Here is a 15,922-nt window from a genome sequence, read left to right as displayed (position 1 = left end):
ACCCGATTGAGCCAGACACCTACGGCGATCAAGACAGGCTAGACAGCTGACCGGCATGACTTCAATGCATTCAATGCGGAGGCACTCCAGACGTGCGGCATTCCGGTGAATCGTTGACGTGCTTGAGATAGGCAATCAGGTCGCTGCGCTCCTTGGGATCTGGAATTCCGTCGTAGGTCATGGTTGTGCCTGGAAGCACCTTCATGGGCTGGGCCAGAAAGCTGTCCAGTGTTTTTTCATCCCAGGTAAGGCCGGAGTTTTTCATGGCAGCTGAGTAAGCAAAGCCGGGCACAGCACCCGCGCGCCTGCCCAACAGACCGCAATGGTGGGGCCCCACCCGGTCGTAAGCCAGCGCATGGCAGGCAGCGCAACGGGCATAGACCAGCTCGCCCGGCAGCTTATCTGGCGCTGCATGCGCTATCGCGGCAAAGGACAGCGCACCCAACAGACACCACGGCGTGATGCTCATGATACGAACGCCGCTGGAACCGGCACTTCGCCTACCGCATGGCGCAGCACAGCCCAGTGCATGGCCTCATCACCCAGAATACTGGCGGCAGCCTTGGACAGCTCTCGATTACCGAATAAAGGGATAGCTCCCAGATAAGCACTGACAGCCCCCTGCTCCAGTCGCGCGGCAAAGCGCAGCACATCCTCCTGCGATTTCAGCTGATTCACCGGGAAGTTGTAAGCAGTTTTCGGGACGACCGGCTTTCCACCCAATTTTTCAATCGTCTTCGCCAACAACTCCGCATGCGCTTTGTGATGACCTTGAAAAGTCACAGCCAGATCCAGCACCGGTGCTTGCAGCAGCTTGCTTTCCGCTCCCAGTTGATAAGCAGCGATGGCCTCCAGCTCAGCACCCAGAGCCGTGTTCAGGATTTGCGTATCCTGTGTTTTTCCATCACCGGACTTGGCCGCCAGAGCCTCACGATCGGCCAATAGCGCAACCGCCGCCCCGGAAAGTAGCAGCCCAGACTGGCCAAGAAAGAGGCGACGCGCCTCTTGTGGATGAGTGATATGCAAGAACGCCATGAGACACTCCTTCGTGGGTGATGAGGCTTGCGTTGGTCGCCCAGGAATCCGACGCCCAAGGCAAGCACTCATCCATTGGATGGATGGTCGCATCTCCGTGTTCCGCCCCTGCAGGCAACAGGGGCGACGACCAGGGCATCACCGGAACGCTTGGCGCGGGCACACCATCCAATGGTCATAGGAGGCATACATGCCACACACCCCATCTTCGAGCCGCAGCCCAGCGACTGCCGATGCGCCGGATCTGGAGCTCACTTTTCGAGCGATCAGTGGTGATGAGGTGGCCTTCGAGGCCATCATGCGGCGCCACAATCGCCTGCTGTTTCGCACTGCGCGAGCCATTTTGAAAAGTGATATGGATGCCGAGGATGCTGTGCAGCAGGCCTATTTGCAGGCTTGGCAGGCGTTAGGTGATTTCAGGGCAGATGCCAAGTTGTCGACCTGGCTGGTGCGCATTGTGGCCAACGAAGCGTTGGGACAGCTGAGACGCCGTCAGCTGAAGATCGTGCCGCTGGAGTCCGCACTGGCATCGACGGAAGCCCTGGACTCCAACTGGCAACAAGACGATATGGACCGCAGCCCCGACCGCACAGCCATGCGCTCGGAGTTGCGTCAGATCATGGAGGCGCGCATTGACATGCTGCCCACCGACTTCCGCCGGGTTTTCATGTTGCGCGGCGTGGAAGAGATGAGTGTGGAAGAGGTATCGCAGATACTGGAAATCCCGGAAGCCACAGTACGCACGCGCTTCTTCCGCGCTCGCAGCATGCTCCGTGAAGGGCTCTCACAAGACCTGGACATGGCCCTCAGCGATGCATTCACCCTCGATGGAGAGCGCTGCAATCGCATCGTGTCACTGGTTCGGGCACGGCTATCGCCTCGCTAAGCACGCCCTGCTTGCGATGTCTTCGCAAAAGGCAATCAGGACAGTCTGCACTGGCACCCATCACCAGCCTATTTTCGGATTGATTTTTGCCTGTAGTCCATATTACAAAAGCACTAAAAGCTACAAAAACAATAGCATTTAAGTTAAAAAAACGCCACCTGAAGGTGGCGTTTTGGCATTTGGAAGATGTCTCAATCAACCTTTGACACGTCCCAGCATGGCGGTGCTGGTGCTGCCGCCATTGCTCTCGACCCAATGGCGCACCCGCTCGGCATCGGCCAGACGGCTGAATTTGCCGGCCGAATCCAGGAACACCATGATGAGCTTTCGGCCCGCCACATGCGCTTGCATGACCAGGCAACGGCCGGCCTCCGAGATATAACCCGTTTTTTGCAGACCGATATCCCAGTGATCGCTCTTGACCAGACGGTTGGTGTTGTTGAACTGCAATGTGCGGCGGCCCACGGCCACTTCATAGCCGGGCGAGGTGCTGTATTCGCGCACCAGAGGATCGCCGTGGGCAACGCCTACCAGCATTGCCAGATCGCGCGCACTGGACTGATTGCTGCTGGACAGACCTGTGGGCTCCACATAGCGGGTGTCCTTCATGCCCAGTTGGCGGGCTTTGCTGTTCATCAGCTGCACAAACTGCGACAGGCCGCCAGGATAGGTACGACCCAGGGCATGGGCGGCACGGTTTTCACTGGACATCAAGGCCAGATGCAGCATCTCGCCGCGCGTCAGCGTGGTACCCACACGCAGGCGCGAGCTGCTGTTTTTCTCGGTGTCCACATCATCTTGGGTGATGGTGATCATCTCATCCATGGGCAAACGCGCCTGAGAGATCAGCAGACCCGTCATCAGCTTGGTCAGCGAAGCAATGGGCAGCACTGCCTGATCGTTCTTGCTGAGCAAGACTTCATGGGTATCCTGATCCACCACATAAGCCACGCTGCTTTGCAGATCCAGCGGGTCGTTGACGGAATGCAGACCGGCCATCTGGCCATAAGAGAGTCGAGCCGGCTCGTAAGCTGCAGCGGCCGCAGCAGCCACTACAGCAGCGCGTGCGGGCGCCGCAATGCCTCTGGCGACACGGGTCTTGCCGGAGGATTTTTCAGCCTTGGCCAGCTCACGCCGCTCGGCCTTGCTGAGATTCTTGCCTGCCTTGGCCGTTTTGGTATCTGCCTTGTCGCTCTTGCCCCGGGCCGCCTTGTCCGATTTTTCCGCCTTGGCGTTTTTGCCGGACTTGATTTCGGCCGCTACGCGGGTTTTGCCCGAGGACGCTTTGGCGCCTTTTTTGGCGGGCGCCTCGGCAACAGGCTTTTTGACCTCTTTTTTGGAGCTTGCCGCGTGCGAAATCGGTGCCGCCAACGCGCAGCTGAGCAAGGCCAGCGACATCACCTGGGTGAGTCTTGCAAGGCGGAAAGGGCGAAGCAGCGGCATGCGATACTCCAGACAACAAGATGTTAGGATTTATTTCAATCAAAAAAGTTGTGCAGCGACAAGCACTTACACAACTTTTCCGATAATCTGAGTGAAATTATAAATCCAGTGTTCAACCTTGTGCTGCTACAACCTCTTTATTGCTATGCAATTTGTTCAAAGCGCTGAGGTAAGCCTTCGCTGAAGCCACCACGATATCGGGGTCTGCACCCACTCCGTTGACCACCCGGCCGTTGCGCTGCAGGCGCACCGTCACCTCGCCCTGGCTCTCGGTTGAGCCGCTGATGGCATTGACGGAATACAGCACCATTTCCGCACCGCTTTGCACCTGGGTTTCGATGGCTTTGAAAGAAGCATCCACCGGGCCGTTGCCATCCGACTCCGCCTTGACTTCCTTGCCTTCCTTGCTGAACACCACGACCGCATGTGGGCGCTCACCGGTTTCACTTTGCTGCGCCAGAGAGACAAACTGGAACGGATCTTCCTGGTGCGAGCTTCCCTGCACACTCACCAGCGCCAGAATGTCCTCGTCAAAGATTTCGCTCTTACGGTCTGCCAGCTCCTTGAAGCTGGTGAACGCCTGGTTGACGGCAGCCTCGCTATCGAGCTCCACTCCCAGCTCCTGCAAGCGCTGCTTGAAGGCATTGCGGCCGCTGAGCTTGCCCAGGACGATCTTGTTGGCGGTCCAGCCCACATCTTCGGCGCGCATGATTTCGTAAGTGTCGCGAGCCTTCAATACGCCATCCTGGTGAATGCCGGAGGCGTGAGCGAAGGCATTGGCACCTACTACCGCCTTGTTGGGCTGCACCACAAAGCCGGTGGTCTGGCTGACCAAACGGCTGGCAGCCACGATGTGCTGCGTGTCAATGTTGACATCCAGGCCGAAATAATCCTTGCGGGTCTTGATGGCCATCACCACCTCTTCCAGCGAGCAGTTGCCTGCGCGCTCGCCAAGGCCGTTGATGGTGCACTCGATCTGGCGCGCACCACCGATCTTCACGCCGGCCAGCGAGTTGGCCACCGCCATGCCCAGATCGTTGTGGCAGTGCACCGACCACACGGCCTTGTCGCTATTGGGCACGCGCTCACGCAGATTCTTGATGAAGTTGCCATACAGCTCTGGAATGGCATAGCCCACGGTATCGGGCACGTTGATGGTCGTGGCGCCTTCGGCAATCACGGCTTCGATCACGCGGGCAAGAAAATCGGGCTCGCTGCGGTAGCCGTCTTCGGCGCTGAATTCGATGTCATCAATCAGATTGCGCCCAAAGCGCACCGCCTGCTTGGCCTGCTCCAGCACCTGCTCGGGCGTCATGCGCAGCTTTTTCTCCATATGCAGCGGGCTGGTGGCGATAAAAGTGTGAATACGGGCGCGATTAGCCTCCTTGAGCGCCTCGGCCGAGCGCGCGATGTCGCGATCATTGGCACGCGAAAGCGAGCAAATGGTCGAATCCTTGATCGCCCGCGCAATGGCCTGAATCGACTCAAAGTCCCCGTTGGACGCCGCAGCGAAACCCGCCTCGATCACATCCACCCTCAAACGCTCCAGCTGGCGCGCAATGCGCAGCTTTTCATCACGCGTCATGGAGGCGCCGGGCGATTGCTCGCCATCGCGCAAAGTGGTGTCAAAAATGATGAGTTGATCGGACATGGTGGGGTCTCTTTGGATTGATGGCGCGGGTCAGCGCCGGTTGTAATAAAGAATCGCCGATAAAAAAGCCGGTGCGCTTTTGACGACACCGGCTTGCATGGAAAACTTAGGCAGCTACCGCCTCTTGAGCGGCCGGGACACGCTGCAATCCCGAGATGATGGCCCGGAGCGAGGCCGAGACGATATTGGCATCCACCCCGACACCGTAGCAAACCTGGGACTCGTCCACACGCAGCTCCACATAGGCGATGGCCTTGGCATTCGCGCCCTCACCAATCGCGTGCTCGGCATAGTTGAGCACGCGCACGTTGCGGCCAATCTCTTGCGACAAGGCCTGGACAAAGGCATCAATGGGGCCCGTACCTTCGCCGTCCAAAAAATACTTCTCGCCTTCCACTTCGATTTCGGCCGTCATGCTGACCACGCCATCGGCTTCGCTCAAGCGGTAATGTGGGGCCTTGACCGTGTTCACGCCATATTCACGCTGGAACAGCTCCCACAAGTCAGCGGCGGCCAATTCCTTGCCGCTGGCATCCATCTCGCGCTGCACCACCTGGCTGAACTCGATCTGCAGGCGACGTGGAAGCTGCAAGCCATATTCGCTCTCGAGCAGATACGAGATACCGCCCTTGCCCGACTGGCTGTTCACGCGAATCACGGCTTCGTAGCTGCGACCCAGGTCCTTGGGGTCAATGGGCAGATATGGCATATCCCAGATATCGCCTTCCTTGTGGGCCGAGAATGCCTTTTTGATGGCGTCCTGGTGCGAGCCCGAAAACGAGGTATAGACCAACTCGCCCACATAGGGATGGCGTGGGTGCACAGGCAACTGGTTGCAATACTCCACCGTGGCGCGAATGCCGTCGATATCGGAGAAATCCAGGCCGGGATTCACACCCTGGATGTACATATTCAACGCCACGTTGACCACATCCAGGTTGCCAGTGCGCTCGCCATTGCCGAACAAGCAGCCTTCCAGGCGATCGGCCCCGGCCATCAAGGCCAGTTCGGCCGTGGCCGTACCCGTGCCGCGGTCATTGTGGGGATGTACGCACAGCACAATGCTGTCGCGGCGCTCGATGTTGCGGTGCGTCCACTCCACCATATCGGCAAATACATTGGGCGTGGAATGCTCCACCGTGGTGGGCAGGTTGATGATGCACTTGTTCTCGGGTGTGGGCTGCCACACGGCGGTCACGGCATCGATCACGCGCTTGGAAAACTCCAGCTCGGTGTCCGAATACATTTCGGGCGAGTACTGAAAAGTCCATTGGGTCTGGGGATAGGTGGCCGCGATGTCGGAGAACATCTGGGCATTGGTGGTGGCGAGCTCGACGATTTCGTCTTCGCTCATGTTCAGTACCACGCGGCGCATCACCGGTGCGGTGGCGTTGTAGAGGTGAACAATGGCGCGGGGCACACCTTCCAGCGCTTCGAAAGTGCGGCGCACCAGATGCTCGCGCGCCTGGGTCAGCACCTGCACGGTCACATCATCGGGAATGCGGTTTTCCTCGATGAGCTTGCGCATGAAGTCAAATTCGATTTGCGAAGCCGAGGGAAAACCGACTTCGATTTCCTTGAAACCAATCTTGACCAACTGCTCGAACATGCGAACCTTGCGCTCGATGTCCATGGGCTCGATCAAGGCCTGATTGCCGTCACGCAGATCCACGCTGCACCAGACCGGAGGCTTGGAAATCACCGCATCGGGCCAGGTGCGATCGGTCAAGCGCACAGGAGCGAAAGGACGGTATTTGGTCGAAGGGTTTTGCAACATGGTGAGTCTCTGTAGTCGAAATTGCAGGAAATTGAGCCCATTTCCAGCGACACCCAAAAACAAAACGGCCCGTCGCTGGTGCTACGGGCCGTGAAGTAGGGTGTGTTTGTACGCGCGCGCTACTTGATCTGCCCGTTGGACATTAGTAGTAGAGCTAGCGACAGGTTTTGCATGCGGATCACTTTAACACAAGAAGATTGATACGGTCCGATTTTTTCCGAGCCGCTCAATCGTCGTGCAGGCCGCGCTCATCGGGTTCGTCCTTGGAAGTTGCCACGATGCTGACATGCTCGCCCTTGGAACGGCGCCAGGCATAGATGACATAGCCCGAGACCGAGTAACCCACAAAGATCAGGAACAGCATAGTGGCCGGCTCCACGCTCACAATGGCCATCAGCAATGCCACTACCACCAGGCTCACAAAAGGCATGCTCTTGGCGCCGCCAATATCCTTGAAGCTGTAGTAGGGAATGTTGGTGACCATGGTCAGCCCGGCAAACAGCGTGATGGCGAACATGATCCACGACAGATCGGCTCTGTCCGTGGGATAGCCGCCAAACCAGGAAATCACGTCACCAAAGATGGGCACATCGCGGTGCGAGACCATGAGCGCGCTGGTCAGCCAGATAAAACCTGCCACCAAGGCGGCTGCGGCTGGCGAAGGCATGCCCTGGAAATAGCGCTTGTCCACCACGCCAGTGTTCACATTGAAGCGCGCCAGGCGCAGCGCGGCACAGGCGCAATACACAAAGGCGGCAATCCAGCCCCAGCGCCCCAGCGGGCGCAGCGCCCATTCATAGGCAATCAGTGCCGGAGCAGCGCCAAAGGACACCATGTCGGACAGCGAATCCATCTGCTCGCCAAATGCACTTTGGGTGTGCGTCATGCGGGCCACGCGACCGTCCAGGCTGTCGAGCACCATGGCGCAGAACACGCCGACGGCGGCCAGCTCGAACTTGTTGTTCATGGCCATGACGATGGAGTAGAAACCACCAAAAAGTGCAGCCAGGGTGAACAGATTGGGCAGTACATAAATGCCCTTGCGCAGCTTGCGCGGCACGCCGCTGATCTCGCCAGACTCATTGCTGTTTTGCATTAAACAGACCTCCAGTGCTTGCATGTCAATCGCATGCAGCTATTAAAACCATAGTATGTCAAGCTTTGCCCACAAGGCAAAGCCCATGGCGCCAGTGTACCCGGCTGCTTGCTGCGTTCGGCATGAAAAAGGCCACCCCAAGGGGTGGCCTCTTGCCGACATGATCCCATCCGGCTTGCACCGGATGAAAACCTGTCTTAGTTGCGGCTCTGGTCAACCAGCTTGTTCTTGGAGATCCAGGGCATCATGGCGCGCAGCTGGCCGCCCACTTGCTCGATGGCGTGTTCGGCGTTTTGACGACGACGGGCAGTCATCGAAGGATAGTTCAAACGACCTTCGCTGATGAACATCTTGGCGTATTCGCCGCTTTGAATGCGCTTCAAAGCGTTGCGCATGGCCTTGCGCGATTCTTCGTTGATGACTTCGGGGCCGGTCACGTACTCACCATACTCGGCGTTGTTCGAGATGGAGTAGTTCATGTTGGCAATGCCGCCTTCGTACATCAGGTCAACGATGAGCTTGAGCTCATGCAGGCACTCAAAGTACGCCATTTCGGGAGCGTAACCGGCTTCGGTCAGGGTTTCGAAGCCCATCTTCACCAGTTCCACCGCGCCGCCGCACAGAACGGCTTGCTCGCCAAACAGGTCGGTCTCGGTTTCTTCCTTGAAGTTGGTTTCGATGATGCCGCCCTTGCCGCCGCCATTGGCCATGGCATAGGACAGAGCCACATCACGGGCCTTGCCGGACTTGTCTTGGTAGATGGCGATCAGGGAAGGAACGCCGCCGCCCTTCAGGTACTCGGAGCGCACGGTGTGGCCAGGGCCCTTGGGGGCAACCATGATCACGTCCAGGTCAGCGCGGGGCACGACCTGGTTGTAATGCACGTTGAAGCCGTGAGCGAAAGCCAGCGTTGCGCCTTGCTTGATGTGGGGGGCGATGTTGTTGTAGTAGACCTCGGGGATGTTCTCGTCGGGCAACAAGATCATGACCACGTCGGCAGCCTTGACTGCATCGTCCACTTCCATCACGGTCAGGCCGGCCTTGCCAACCTTGTCCCAGGAAGCGCCACCCTTGCGCAGACCGACCACGACCTTCACGCCGGATTCGTTCAGGTTTTGAGCGTGTGCATGGCCTTGGCTGCCGTAGCCGATGATGGCCACGGTCTTGCCCTTGATCAGGCTCAGGTCACAGTCTTTGTCGTAGAAAACTTTCATGATGGCTCCAGGTCTCTTGTCTCTAGGGGGTTAAAAAGTAAAAACAGGTCAGAAGATGGGATTAAACACGCAGAATGCGTTCGCCGCGGCCAATACCCGAGGCGCCCGTGCGCACGGTCTCCAAAATGGCCGTGCGGTCAATGGCTTGCAAAAAGGCATCGTTCTTGGACTGATCGCCCGTGAGCTCCACGGTATAGCTTTTTTCCGTCACATCGATGATGCGGCCACGGAAGATATCAGCCATGCGCTTCATTTCCTCGCGCTCCTTGCCCACGGCACGCACCTTGACCATCATCAGCTCGCGTTCGGTGTACGAGCCTTCGGTCAGATCCACCACCTTCACCACTTCAATCAGGCGGTTCAGGTGCTTGGTGATCTGCTCGATGACATCGTCAGAACCCGTGGTCTGGATGGTCATGCGCGACAGCGACGGATCTTCCGTCGGCGCCACAGTCAGGGACTCGATGTTGTAGCCACGGGCCGAGAACAGGCCCACGACGCGTGACAGTGCTCCGGGCTCGTTTTCGAGCAGCACGGCGATGATGTGTTTCATGAGATGAGATTCCTCTTTTCGCTGCCCTCCCCCAGCGTCGGTAAACGTCGGGCTCGGCAGACAATAGATTCGTCAGAAAACGCTATAGAAAATAGAGCTGTCTGCGCTTGATATATATGGGCTTGATGCCAATTTCATTCAAAATCAGCATCTCTACCGTCACAAATCGTCAGCGCCGAGCAGCATTTCCGTGATGCCACGGCCCGCCTGGACCATGGGGAACACGTTCTCGGTGGGGTCGGTACGGAAGTCCATGAACACCGTACGGTCCTTGAGCTTGCGCGCCTCGCGCAGCGCAGGCTCCACATCCTCGGGGCGCTCGATCAGCATGCCCACATGGCCGTAAGCCTCAGCCAGCTTCACGAAGTTGGGCAGGGAATCCATGTAGCTGCTGGAATAGCGGCCGGAGTATTCAATTTCCTGCCACTGGCGCACCATGCCCAGATAGCGGTTGTTGAGGGCGCAGATCTTGACCGGCGTGTTGTACTGCAAGCAGGTTGCCAGTTCCTGGATGTTCATCTGGATCGAGCCTTCACCCGTCACGCAGAACACTTCGGATTCGGGCTTGGCCAGCTTGATGCCCATGGCGTAAGGCAGGCCCACACCCATGGTGCCCAGACCGCCGGAGTTGATCCAGCGACGGGGCTCGTCAAAGCGGTAGTACTGGGCGGCCCACATCTGGTGCTGACCCACGTCGGATGTGACATAGGCGTCGGCATCCTTGGTCATGTTCCACAGCGTCTCCACAACGTACTGTGGCTTGATCACCGAGCCATCGCCACGGCTGTAGCTCAGGCAGTCGCGGCTGCGCCAGCCTTCGATGGACTCCCACCACTGGGCCAGGGCACCGCCATCAGGGCGTTGCGTAGTCTCGCGCAGCATGGCGATCAATTCGGTCAGCACATCCTTGACGTCGCCCACAATAGGCACGTCCACCTTCACGCGCTTGGAGATGGAAGAAGGATCCACGTCCACGTGGATGATCTTGCGCTCCACCGACATGAAGTGCTTGGGATTGCCGATCACGCGGTCGTCAAAACGCGCACCCACGGCCAGCAGCACATCGCAGTTCTGCATGGCGTTGTTGGCTTCGATGGTGCCGTGCATGCCCAGCATGCCCAGGAATTTCTTGTCGCTGGCGGGATAGGCACCCAAGCCCATCAGCGTGTGGGTGACGGGGTAACCCAGCATGTCCACCAGCGTGCGCAGCTCGTTGCAGGCATTGCCCAGCAATACGCCACCGCCGGTATAGATATAAGGACGCTTGGCGGCCAGCAGCAGCTGCAGCGCCTTGCGAATCTGACCCGCGTGACCCTTTTTGACGGGGTTGTACGAGCGCATTTCCACTTTTTCGGGATAGCCGGTGTAAAGCGCCTTCTTGAAGGACACGTCCTTGGGAATATCCACCACCACAGGGCCGGGACGGCCGGTGCGAGCAATGTGAAACGCTTTTTTCATGGTCTCGGCCACATCACGCACATCCTTGACCAGAAAGTTGTGCTTGACGATGGGACGAGTGATACCGACAGTGTCGCATTCCTGGAACGCGTCGGTACCGATGTAATTGGTCGAGGTCTGGCCCGCGATCACCACCAAGGGGATGGAGTCGGTATAGGCCGTGGCGATGCCGGTGACCGCATTGGTCAGACCGGGGCCGGAAGTCACCAGAGCGACGCCTACTTCGCCCGTGGCACGCGCAAAACCGTCAGCAGCGTGCACGGCAGCTTGCTCATGGCGCACCAGAACGTGCTGGATACTGTCTTGCTTGTAGAGAGCGTCGTAAATGTAGAGAACCGCCCCGCCTGGGTAACCCCAGAGGTGCTTGACGCCTTCAGCCTGAAGCGACTTGATAAGGATTTCGGAGCCCATCAATTCCTGGGCGCCCGATGAGGACGTTGCTGTGGCTGCGCAAGCCATTTCAGCTTTGGAAATTTCCATGATCAACCTTTGCGAATTTCTCTAACGAAAAACCTTGGGTGCCTCTGGCCTTGAGCCCTTGTGGGGCCGGTTTGAGACTTAGGGCCACAAGACATGGGCGATTGTGTGTACGCCGGACCGTGACCCGTTTGCTTTTTTGAGTTCAAAACCATTATCGCACTGCAACAAGACCTTGCACCGCAGTACGCTAAAAAACGTCAGGCAATGCCATAATTGCCCACTTTACTTGCTCTCCCTTCCTGCCCGCTTCTGACACGGGCCCATCTCTTTTGGCTACCGAACAAGAACTCTCCGATTTCCTCAAAGGCGTAGAAAAGCGCGCGTTCAAGCGCAGCTTTTTTCACGTCCGCGACGAGGACGCGGCATTGGACATTGTTCAGGACAGCATGCTCAAGCTGGCCCAGCACTATGGCGACAAGCCCATCAACGAGCTGCCCATGCTGTTTCAGCGCATCCTCTCCAACAGCACGCTGGATTGGTTCAGACGCCAGAAAACCCAGAGAGCAGTTTTCGTTCATTTCAGCGAGATCGAGGCATCGGCAGGCGATGATGCGGATTTCGACTGGCTGGAAACCTATGCCAGCGACAGCGGCAAGGAGACGGCTAGCAGCGCCGAAGAGCTGACGCAACGCAAGCAGACGCTGCTGAGCATAGAAAAAGAAATACAAGAGCTGCCCACACGTCAACGCGAAGCCTTCCTCATGCGTTACTGGGAAGAGATGGATGTTGCCGAGACGGCTGCAGCGATGGGCTGCTCGGAAGGCAGTGTTAAAACGCATTGCTTCCGCGCCATCCAAGCATTGAGCAAGGCACTCAAGGCCAAAGGAATCGAGTTATGAAATCCGTGCCCACACTCCGCCAAGAAATGGCCGCCGATCGCATCGCCCGCAGCATCACCACTAGGCTGAGCGAGGGCGAGGGCTTTCTCCCCTACGAGATCACGGAACGTCTGCGCGCCTCGCGCGAGCGCGCGGTCTCCGAACGCCGCCGTGAGGTGAGCGTTCTGCACACCCAGGCGGCCTCCTCTGCCTCGGTGCAAGGCCATACCGTGGTCTTGAATGGAGCCGGCTCCGAAGGCGGTGGCTGGTGGCGCGCGATCATCTCGGCCATTCCGGTCTTGGCCCTGGTCGCAGGCCTGGTGGTATATAACTCGCAGATGGATCAAAACGGTCTCAACGAAGTGACCGAAGTCGATACGGCCTTGCTCACCGACGATCTGCCTCCTGCCGCTTATTCCGACCCCGGCTTCATTCAATATCTCAAGACCTCCGCCGCTGCGGCAGAAAACTAAGACGCCCTAGACGCCAACCGCCTGAATGCCGACTGAAAAGCGCTCCCGATTGACTCCCACCAACACCGCCGCCGTCACAGCGGCGGTGCTGTTGATGGCGCTGGGTTGGACGGGCTGGAATGTAGTCCAACAAGTCAGACTGGCCCCCAGCACCGTGCCGCCAGCCACCGTAGCCGCCACCATGGCTCCGCATGGCGATGCCGCAGCGCGCCAGCGCGTCACCTCCATGGCTGCCGGGCCACGCTGGGCCGAGCTGACCCCAACGCAACGGCGCGTGCTGGAACCGCTGGAAGAACGCTGGCCCATGGTGGGCGCTCTGCAAAAGCGCCGCTGGATGGCTCTGGCTGATGGCTTTGACAAGCTCAGCGAAAAAGAACAGGAAAAGCTGCGCAGCCGCATGGAATCCTGGGCCAGCCTGAGTGCCGTGCAGCGCAGCCAGGCCCGCTTGAACTTTGCCATCACCAACAAGCTGGCCACCGACAAACAGGCCCAATGGGAGGCCTATCAGGCACTGAGCGACGAAGAAAAGCGCCTGCTCGCTGCCCGTGCAGCCCCCAAGGTCATCACTGTCGCACCCGCCGTCAAGCCGGTGCCGCAGAAAAAGCTGGCCCGCATTCCGGCAGCCACAGGCACACCCAATACCCTGCCCAATCTGCCCAAGATTCCGCCGGCAACCATTCACCACCCGCCGCCGCCCGTGCCATCCACACCGGCCATGGTAGAAACCCATCCCGTGCGTCCCATAGGCACGATTGTGGAAACCGCGCCGGTGGATATCCCGCGCGCCACGCCTATTACCCTGCCGCCACTCGATGCCGCCCCCGGCAGCTCCGGAGCGGCAGGCAGCAGCCACGAGAACAGCAGCGAAGGTGCTGCACAGTAAGGTGCAGCCTGCAGGCTCGGTGATCTGAATCAAGAAGCAATCCGAGTCCAAAAGCAAGGAAGCTGCCTGCATGACTTCGGCACCCCAGCCCTCTAGAATGGCTTCATGAGCAAAGACACGCTGCTTGGCGCGCAACACGACTCCCCAACATCCTCGCTTTTGATAGCACCCAGCCTGCGTCGCCGCATGGCTTGCTGGCTTTATGAGGGTATGTTGCTGTTCGGGGTGGTATTTATTGCTGGCTATTTGTTCAGCACGCTGTCTCAAACCCGTAACGCGTTGGACAATCGCCATGTGCTGCAAGCCTTCATGCTGGTCGTACTGGGCATTTACTTTGTCTGGTTCTGGAGCAAAGGCCAGACCCTGGCCATGAAGACCTGGCATATCCGTGTGGTGGACGCCCAGGGCCGGCCGCTGACCCAGACCCGCGCCCTGCTGCGCTATGCCTTGAGCTGGATGTGGTTTCTACCGCCGCTGGCGTTGCTGGCGCCCATGAATCTCCCCGTGCTGGAAGTCGTGGTTCTAATGACAGGCTGGGTACTCGTATGGGCGCTGGTCAGCCGTTTTCATCCTGCCCGGCAGTTCTGGCACGATGCCTGGGCCGGTACACGCCTGGTGCATCAGGCCCCAACACCGAAAAAAATTCGCTAAGCAGGTTCGTTACCTTGTTCGCCTCATGAGCACACCCGATCCCGTCAATCCGCAAAAAAGCCGCACCGGCCTGTCGCGCGTGCTGCATGCAGGCAAATATTCGTTGAACGGCCTGCATGCCGGCTGGAACGAAAAAGCCTTTCAGCAGGAATCCATTTGCGCCATGGTCATGGTGCCAACGGCCTTCTGGCTGGGCCAAAGCTGGGAACAGGTCGCCTTGTTGGCGGGCACCATCGTGCTGGTGCTGATTGTGGAGTTGCTCAACTCCGGCATCGAAGCGGCCATAGACCGCATCGGACCGGAATGGCACGATTTATCCAAGAAAGCCAAGGACATGGGCAGCGCTGCCGTGTTTCTGTCGCTTTGGCTCTGCGGCGCCGTCTGGGCTGCCGCCATCTACTACCGGTTCATTGCATGACAACACCTGCTTTTTCTGTTTGCGTCTATTGCGGCTCGCGCCCTGGCAACAACCCTGTATTCACCGAAATCGCCAAGGCCGTGGGCCAATGGATTGGCGAGCGCGATGGCCAACTGGTCTATGGCGGCGGGCGCAGCGGCCTGATGGGCACCGTGGCCGAAGCCACGCGCCTGGCGGGCGGCCGGGTGGTAGGCGTCATTCCCCAGGCCCTGGTCGACAAGGAATTGGCCAACCACGCCTGCGATGAGTTGCATATCGTGGCCAATATGCATGAACGCAAAGCCATGATGGCCGAGCGCAGCGACACCTTTGTGGCCTTGCCCGGCGGCATTGGCACGTTTGAAGAGCTGTTCGAGGTCTGGACCTGGCGCCAGCTCGGCTACCACGACAAACCCATAGGCCTGATCAATGTCGATGGCTACTACGACCATATGCTGCAGTTTCTGCAGTCCTGCGTGGGCCATGGCTTCATGGGCGAGTGGCAAATGGGCCTGATCGAAAGCAGCAGCGACGCCAGCGCCTTGCTGCAAAGCCTGGTGCAAGCCTCAGGCACCCGCATGGAAACGCCCTCGCTGCGCTCCGTGATCTAAAAACAAAAAGCCAGACCGCAGTCTGGCTTTTTTATTTGAGGGCTTTGCCGCGCACCAGGCCAAAGCCCGGGCTGCCGCATCAACCTGCCACGAGAAGTCGCCCTGACTTCAAAAGACGCGTTCAGATCGCTCCGTCATCGAGTTCGCCGGTGCGGATACGCACCACACGCTCGACCGGGCTGACAAAAATTTTGCCATCACCAATCTTGCCGGTGCGGGCCACGTTGACGATGGCGTCCACACAGCGGTCCACATCTTCGGTCTTGACCACGACTTCGATCTTCACCTTGGGCAGAAAATCCACCACGTATTCGGCACCGCGGTACAGCTCGGTATGGCCTTTCTGGCGACCGAAACCCTTGACCTCGGTCACGGTCAAACCGTTCACCCCACATTCGGCCAGCGCCTCGCGCACCTCTTCCAGCTTGAACGGCTTGATGACGGCGGTAATCAGTTTCATGGGGCTAACTCCTAAGGGATTGAAATGGGCAACATG

Annotated in this window: 17 protein-coding genes; 7 read left to right on the top strand and 10 right to left on the bottom strand. The window is 58.7% G+C overall.

Translation table 11 applies throughout. From position 1 onward, the window contains the following. Positions 1–70: 70 nt before the first annotated feature. Together ACNAZA_RS07830 and ACNAZA_RS07825 are read right to left on the bottom strand one after the other, a co-directional pair. The gene (locus ACNAZA_RS07830; RefSeq protein ID WP_415795941.1) at positions 71–469 is read right to left on the bottom strand and encodes a c-type cytochrome; all 399 of its coding nucleotides are present in this window, start codon (positions 467–469) and stop codon (positions 71–73) included. Continuing rightward, complete coding sequence (locus ACNAZA_RS07825; protein ID WP_415795939.1) at positions 466–1,035, bottom strand: ferritin-like domain-containing protein; 570 nt, start codon at positions 1,033–1,035, stop codon at positions 466–468. Before ACNAZA_RS07825 ends, ACNAZA_RS07830 begins: the two co-directional genes overlap by 4 nt. 190 nt (positions 1,036–1,225) lie before the next feature. Here ACNAZA_RS07825 and ACNAZA_RS07820 point away from each other — a divergent pair, with 190 nt between their 5' ends. After that, a complete protein-coding gene (locus tag ACNAZA_RS07820) occupies positions 1,226–1,921 on the top strand; it encodes an RNA polymerase sigma factor (RefSeq protein ID WP_415795938.1) in 696 nt (231 codons plus the stop codon). Positions 1,922–2,116: 195 nt separating this feature from the next. Here ACNAZA_RS07820 and pbpG read toward each other — a convergent pair whose 3' ends face one another. The 7 genes from pbpG to ACNAZA_RS07785 all read right to left on the bottom strand — a co-directional run bounded on the left by pbpG (position 2,117) and on the right by ACNAZA_RS07785 (position 11,593). Beyond that, positions 2,117–3,364: a D-alanyl-D-alanine endopeptidase gene (gene pbpG / locus ACNAZA_RS07815; RefSeq protein WP_415795937.1), complete on the bottom strand. Its 1,248-nt coding sequence runs from the start codon at positions 3,362–3,364 to the stop codon at positions 2,117–2,119. Positions 3,365–3,476: 112 nt separating this feature from the next. Further along, positions 3,477–5,015: a 2-isopropylmalate synthase gene (locus tag ACNAZA_RS07810; RefSeq protein ID WP_415795936.1), complete on the bottom strand. Its 1,539-nt coding sequence runs from the start codon at positions 5,013–5,015 to the stop codon at positions 3,477–3,479. 106 nt (positions 5,016–5,121) lie between these two features. Further along, the gene (leuA, locus tag ACNAZA_RS07805) at positions 5,122–6,792 is read right to left on the bottom strand and encodes a 2-isopropylmalate synthase (protein WP_415795934.1); all 1,671 of its coding nucleotides are present in this window, start codon (positions 6,790–6,792) and stop codon (positions 5,122–5,124) included. A 226-nt stretch (positions 6,793–7,018) separates the two neighbouring features. Further along, a complete protein-coding gene (gene pssA, locus ACNAZA_RS07800; RefSeq protein ID WP_120969127.1) occupies positions 7,019–7,888 on the bottom strand; it encodes a CDP-diacylglycerol--serine O-phosphatidyltransferase in 870 nt (289 codons plus the stop codon). A gap of 197 nt (positions 7,889–8,085) precedes the next feature. Further along, entirely contained in the window at positions 8,086–9,102 is a 1,017-nt protein-coding gene (gene ilvC, locus ACNAZA_RS07795) for a ketol-acid reductoisomerase (RefSeq protein ID WP_415795933.1), read from the bottom strand. A 61-nt stretch (positions 9,103–9,163) separates the two neighbouring features. Continuing rightward, positions 9,164–9,655: an acetolactate synthase small subunit gene (ilvN, locus tag ACNAZA_RS07790; protein ID WP_120969133.1), complete on the bottom strand. Its 492-nt coding sequence runs from the start codon at positions 9,653–9,655 to the stop codon at positions 9,164–9,166. Between the two features lie 159 nt (positions 9,656–9,814). Next, positions 9,815–11,593 carry an acetolactate synthase 3 catalytic subunit gene (locus tag ACNAZA_RS07785; protein WP_415795932.1) on the bottom strand — a complete coding sequence of 593 codons (1,779 nt, stop codon included), beginning with the start codon at positions 11,591–11,593 and terminating at the stop codon, positions 9,815–9,817. Between the two features lie 269 nt (positions 11,594–11,862). Here ACNAZA_RS07785 and ACNAZA_RS07780 point away from each other — a divergent pair, with 269 nt between their 5' ends. From ACNAZA_RS07780 to ACNAZA_RS07755, 6 genes are all read left to right on the top strand, one after another. Then, complete coding sequence (locus tag ACNAZA_RS07780) at positions 11,863–12,432, top strand: RNA polymerase sigma factor (protein WP_415795931.1); 570 nt, start codon at positions 11,863–11,865, stop codon at positions 12,430–12,432. Continuing rightward, positions 12,429–12,884, top strand: coding sequence for a DUF3619 family protein (locus tag ACNAZA_RS07775; RefSeq protein WP_415795929.1), 456 nt, complete (start codon positions 12,429–12,431; stop codon positions 12,882–12,884). The genes ACNAZA_RS07780 and ACNAZA_RS07775 overlap by 4 nt, the downstream gene beginning before the upstream one ends. 25 nt (positions 12,885–12,909) lie before the next feature. Beyond that, the gene (locus tag ACNAZA_RS07770; RefSeq protein WP_415795927.1) at positions 12,910–13,767 is read left to right on the top strand and encodes a DUF3106 domain-containing protein; all 858 of its coding nucleotides are present in this window, start codon (positions 12,910–12,912) and stop codon (positions 13,765–13,767) included. Between the two features lie 105 nt (positions 13,768–13,872). Then, entirely contained in the window at positions 13,873–14,418 is a 546-nt protein-coding gene (locus ACNAZA_RS07765; protein ID WP_415795926.1) for an RDD family protein, read from the top strand. A gap of 25 nt (positions 14,419–14,443) precedes the next feature. After that, entirely contained in the window at positions 14,444–14,836 is a 393-nt protein-coding gene (locus ACNAZA_RS07760) for a diacylglycerol kinase (RefSeq protein ID WP_415795925.1), read from the top strand. Beyond that, positions 14,833–15,426, top strand: coding sequence for an LOG family protein (locus ACNAZA_RS07755; protein WP_415795924.1), 594 nt, complete (start codon positions 14,833–14,835; stop codon positions 15,424–15,426). Before ACNAZA_RS07760 ends, ACNAZA_RS07755 begins: the two co-directional genes overlap by 4 nt. A 121-nt stretch (positions 15,427–15,547) precedes the next feature. Here the strand turns inward: ACNAZA_RS07755 and ACNAZA_RS07750 are convergent, their stop codons facing one another. Further along, entirely contained in the window at positions 15,548–15,886 is a 339-nt protein-coding gene (locus ACNAZA_RS07750; RefSeq protein WP_120969157.1) for a P-II family nitrogen regulator, read from the bottom strand. Positions 15,887–15,922 lie beyond the last annotated feature (36 nt).

This window comes from Comamonas aquatilis, assembly GCF_965139575.1.
GTDB lineage: Bacteria > Pseudomonadota > Gammaproteobacteria > Burkholderiales > Burkholderiaceae_C > Comamonas > Comamonas aquatilis.
Note: the sequence above shows the minus strand (reverse complement) of the source record. Positions and strands in the feature narration are given on the sequence as shown.